4 protein-coding genes and 1 pseudogene are annotated in these 4,867 nt (G+C 36.7%); 3 read left to right on the top strand and 2 right to left on the bottom strand.

Going from position 1 to position 4,867, the window contains the following annotated elements; translation table 11 throughout:
* Positions 1 to 228 (bottom strand): annotated as a pseudogene (locus QZ359_RS03485) (2-C-methyl-D-erythritol 4-phosphate cytidylyltransferase); the annotation flags it as partial.
* 334 nt (positions 229 to 562) lie between these two features.
* Here QZ359_RS03485 and tacF point away from each other — a divergent pair.
* Genes tacF through QZ359_RS03500 form a run of 3 tightly spaced genes read left to right on the top strand, consistent with a single transcriptional unit; the run spans position 563 to position 3,674 of the window.
* Positions 563 to 2,050 carry a type IV teichoic acid flippase TacF gene (gene tacF / locus QZ359_RS03490; RefSeq protein ID WP_261193620.1) on the top strand — a complete coding sequence of 496 codons (1,488 nt, stop codon included), beginning with the start codon at positions 563 to 565 and terminating at the stop codon, positions 2,048 to 2,050.
* A gap of 9 nt (positions 2,051 to 2,059) precedes the next feature.
* The gene (locus tag QZ359_RS03495; RefSeq protein ID WP_261058006.1) at positions 2,060 to 2,863 is read left to right on the top strand and encodes a phosphorylcholine transferase LicD; all 804 of its coding nucleotides are present in this window, start codon (positions 2,060 to 2,062) and stop codon (positions 2,861 to 2,863) included.
* 1 nt (position 2,864) lies between these two features.
* The gene (locus QZ359_RS03500; protein WP_153192431.1) at positions 2,865 to 3,674 is read left to right on the top strand and encodes a phosphorylcholine transferase LicD; all 810 of its coding nucleotides are present in this window, start codon (positions 2,865 to 2,867) and stop codon (positions 3,672 to 3,674) included.
* Positions 3,675 to 3,844: 170 nt separating this feature from the next.
* Here QZ359_RS03500 and gla read toward each other — a convergent pair whose 3' ends face one another.
* On the bottom strand, positions 3,845 to 4,714 hold the full coding sequence (gla, locus tag QZ359_RS03505) for an aquaglyceroporin Gla (RefSeq protein WP_049491488.1): 870 nt from the start codon (positions 4,712 to 4,714) through the stop codon (positions 3,845 to 3,847).
* Positions 4,715 to 4,867 lie beyond the last annotated feature (153 nt).

Genomic DNA, 4,867 nt, shown 5'->3' on the forward strand with positions numbered 1-4,867 from the left:
GATACGTTCCTTATGAAGAGGAAGATATTTATCTACAAGATCTTCTGCATGAGAAACCCAGTCTCCATGAACCCCAACTACAATTTTTTAAATGCTTGGTTCCAAGACAAATTTTTCAATTGTATGAATCAAGATAGGTCGATCACCTAGCTCTAAAAATTGTTTTGGCAAGTTACTGATTCCCATGCGTGTGCCAGTTCCACCAGCAAGAATTCCTGCATAAATCATCTATTTTCTCCTTTGTCTTACTAAAAAAACTTATTCTCTCTATTATACCACAATCTAGTCCTATCATAAAAGAAATACTAGTCATCCCGTTCTAGAATAGGAGGATTATGCAGTTCCATTATTCAAAGAAACTAGTCCATTTCTAGTAATGACTAGGAATTCTATAGTCATTACCAATAAATGGCTGTGAAATTTTAGAGTTCTTCAGAATAATATAGTTTTCTTAAAGAAAGCTTAAAATTAAGATTTGAAACTTCAAAGTGATTGCTTGACTTACTGCCCTTCATTTCTTATTAGCTGACTTTATGATATAATGAAAAACGAGGTAAATTGAATGAAAAGTATAAAATTAAATGCTCTATCTTACATGGGAATTCGTGTCTTGAATATTATTTTTCCCATCTTAACTGGTACCTATGTCGCACGTGTCTTGGATCGAACTGACTATGGTTACTTCAACTCAGTTGACACTATTTTGTCATTTTTCTTGCCCTTTGCGACTTATGGGGTCTATAACTACGGTTTACGGGCCATCAGTAATGTCAAGGATAACAAAAAAGATCTGAATAGAACCTTCTCTAGTCTTTTTTATTTGTGCATAGCTTGTACGATTTTGACTACCGCTGTCTATATCCTAGCCTATCCTCTCTTCTTTACAGATAATCCAATCGTCAAAAAAGTCTACCTTGTTATGGGGATTCAACTCATTGCCCAGATTTTTTCAATCGAGTGGGTCAATGAAGCTCTGGAAAATTACAGTTTTCTCTTTTACAAGACTGCCTTCATCCGTATCCTGATGCTGGTCTCTATTTTCCTGTTTGTCAAAAATGAACACGATATTGTTGTTTATACACTTGTGATGAGTTTATCGACACTGATTAACTACCTGATTAGTTATTTTTGGATTAAAAGAGACATTAAGCTTGTTAAGATTCACATAAGTGATTTTAAACCGCTCTTTCTCCCTCTAACAGCCATGTTGGTCTTTGCCAATGCCAATATGCTCTTCACTTTTTTGGATCGTCTCTTCCTCGTTAAAACAGGGATTGATGTCAACGTTAGTTACTATACCATGGCTCAACGAATTGTGACCGTTATAGCTGGTGTTGTAACAGGAGCTATCGGAGTGAGTGTGCCTCGTCTCAGTTACTATCTAGGAAAAGGCGATAAGGAAGCCTATGTCGCACTTGTTAACAGAGGCAGTCGAATCTTTAACTTCTTTATCATTCCACTGAGTTTTGGACTCATGGTTTTAGGACCAAATGCCATCCTACTTTACGGTAGTGAAAAATATATCGGAGGTGGTATCTTAACCTCTCTCTTCGCTTTTCGTACGATTATCCTGGCCTTAGATACCATTCTTGGTTCCCAAATTCTCTTTACAAATGGCTATGAAAAACGAATCACAGTCTATACAGTCTTTGCTGGGCTACTCAATTTGGGCTTAAATAGTCTCCTCTTTTTCAACCATATCGTTGCTCCTGAATACTACTTACTGACAACTATGCTATCAGAGGCCTCTCTGCTTGTTTTCTATATCATTTTCATCCATAGAAAACAGCTCATCCACTTAGGACATATCTTTAGCTATACTGTTCGATACTCGCTCTTTTCACTTTCCTTTGTAGGAATTTTTTTCCTGATTAATTTCTTGTATCCTGTGGATATGGTCATTAATTTGCCATTTTTGATTAATACTGGTTTGATTGTCTTGCTATCAGCCATCTCTTATATTGGTCTACTTGTCTTCACCAAAGATAGCATTTTCTATGAATTTTTAAACCATGTCCTAGCCTTAAAAAATAAATTCAAAAAATCTTAGGAGTATAGAATGAAACAACTAACCATTGAAGATGCCAAACAAATTGAATTAGAAATTTTGGATTATATTGATACTCTCTGTAAAAAGCACAATATCAACTATATTATTAACTACGGTACTCTGATTGGGGCGGTTCGACATCAGGGCTTTATTCCTTGGGACGACGATATTGATCTGTCCATGCCTCGAGAAGACTACCAACGATTTATAAACATTTTTCAAAAGGAAAAAAGCAAATATAAGCTCCTTTCCTTAGAAACTGATAAGAACTACTTTAACAACTTTATCAAAATGACCGACAGTACAACTAAAATTATTGATACTCGGAATACAAAAACCTATGAGTCAGGTGTTTTTATCGATATTTTCCCTATGGATCGCTTTGATGACCCTAAGGTCATTGATATTTGTTATAAGCTGGAAAGCTTCAAACTTCTGTCTTTCAGTAAACATAAAAATATTGTCTATAAAGATAGCCTCTTAAAAGATTGGATACGAACAGCCTTCTGGTTACTCCTTCGACCTGTTTCTCCTCGTTATTTCGCACATAAAATCGAGAAAGAAATTCAAAAATATAGTCGTGAAAATGGGCAGTATATGGCTTTTATCCCTTCTAAATTTAAGGAAAAGGAAGTCTTCCCAAGTGGTACCTTCGATAAAACAATCGATTTACCCTTTGAGAATTTGACCCTTCCTGCGCCAGAAAAATTTGATACTATTTTGACACAATTTTATGGAGATTATATGACCCTACCACCAGAAGAAAAACGCTTCTACAGTCATGAATTTCACGCTTATAAATTGGAGGATTAGGATGCAATATTTAGAAAAAGAAGAAATTAAAGAAATTCAACTAGCCCTGCTAGACTATATTGATGAGACTTGTAAGAAACATGATATTCCTTATTTTCTAAGTTATGGAACCATGCTTGGAGCTATCCGCCACAAAGGTATGATTCCCTGGGACGATGATATTGATATTTCCCTTTATCGTGAAGATTATGAGCGCTTATTGAAGATTATTGAGGAAGAAAATCACCCTCGCTACAAGGTTCTTTCCTACGATACATCTTCTTGGTACTTCCATAATTTCGCATCGATTTTGGACACTTCTACTGTTATCGAAGACCATGTTAAGTACAAGCGTCATGACACCAGTCTCTTTATCGATGTCTTCCCAATTGATCGCTTTACAGACTTGAGCATTGTCGACAAGAGTTATAAGTATGTAGCCCTTCGTCAACTAGCTTATATCAAAAAATCACGCGCAGTTCACGGTGATAGCAAATTAAAAGATTTTCTAAGATTATGTAGCTGGTACGCCCTCCGATTGGTCAATCCCCGTTACTTTTACAAGAAAATTGATCAACTAGTCAAAAATGCTACAACCAACACTCCTCAATATGAAGGAGGAATTGGGATTGGTAAGGAAGGTATGAAAGAAGTCTTCCCAGTTGATACCTTTAAAGAACTCATCTTAACTGAGTTTGAAGGCCGTATGTTACCAGTTCCTAAAAAATATGACCAATTTTTAACCCAGATGTATGGCGATTATATGACACCACCATCAAAAGAAATGCAAGAATGGTATAGTCACAGTATTAAAGCTTATCGCGAAAGCTGATTAAGGACGACCATATAAACTACAAAAAGGCTGGGGAAAAACTCAATTTCAGGAGAAAATGAAGTAATTATTCCTACAACAAAACGCATAATATCAGGTCTTGAACACCTAAATATTATGCGTTTTTAATTTTTCTTCAATCCATTACAATAGATAGAGAACTCAATTTCTTATAAGTAAAGGAATTTGAAAATAGCTACTGCCGCAATTGCTGCTGCGATCGGTGCTACTACTGGTACCCAAGAGTACCACCATTTTGAATCGCCTTTGTGCTCACCAAGAACTGATTTTGGAAGGAAAGCATGAAGGAGACGTGGTCCCAAGTCACGGGCTGGGTTCAAGGCAGGTCCTGTAGGTCCACCAAGTGATGTTACCAAGGCCATAACAAGGAATCCAAGTGCCAAGTGAGCTACTGAAAGTCCTGAAGCAGTATGTGGTGCTACTTGGGCTTTGATTGCTAAATCAGAAAAGTCAACATTTTGACCTGCTTGACTAGCCATTTGTTTCATGTATTGAAGCACTTCAGAACCAAAGAAGTTTTTAGTCATTCCAAGGGCTGCAAAGAAAAGAACAAATGATCCAACAAACTCATTTACAAAACCATTAACAGTTGCTGCAAAATGTGATTCTTTTGTACCATTATCCAAACTTGAAATTGTTGAGAAAGTACCCAAAATGTTGTTTGGATTTTCAGTTTTCAAGTAGTATGGGCGGTGTGTTGCCACAACCAAGGCTTGACCAAAGATAGCACCCAAAACTTGTGCGATGATATAAGGCGCAACTTGAGCCCAAGGGAAAAGACCGCTGATTGCAAGTCCAAGAGTGAAGGCTGGGTTGATGTGGTTACCAGATACGTTACCAAACATCAAGGCTGGGATCATAACCCCCATACCATAACCAACAGCGATAACGATCCAGCCACTTTGGTGACCTTTCGTACCTTTAAGTTCAACGTTGGCAACTGCACCATTTCCAAGAATGATCAAAATAGCAGTTCCCAAAAATTCAGTGGCATATTTAATTGCCCATGTGAAATCCATTTGATAGATTCTCCTTAAAATTTTTTAGACAATCCTTATTCTATCAATTTTTATATCTTTTAGCAACAGGTTTTCTAAAAGAATACACGAGAAAGCGATTTCATTTATTATAAAAAACAAAAGGATTAAGGGAATCCATTTCCTTAATCCGAG

The organism is Streptococcus sp. (assembly GCF_019414905.1).
Taxonomy (GTDB): Bacteria; Bacillota; Bacilli; order Lactobacillales; family Streptococcaceae; genus Streptococcus.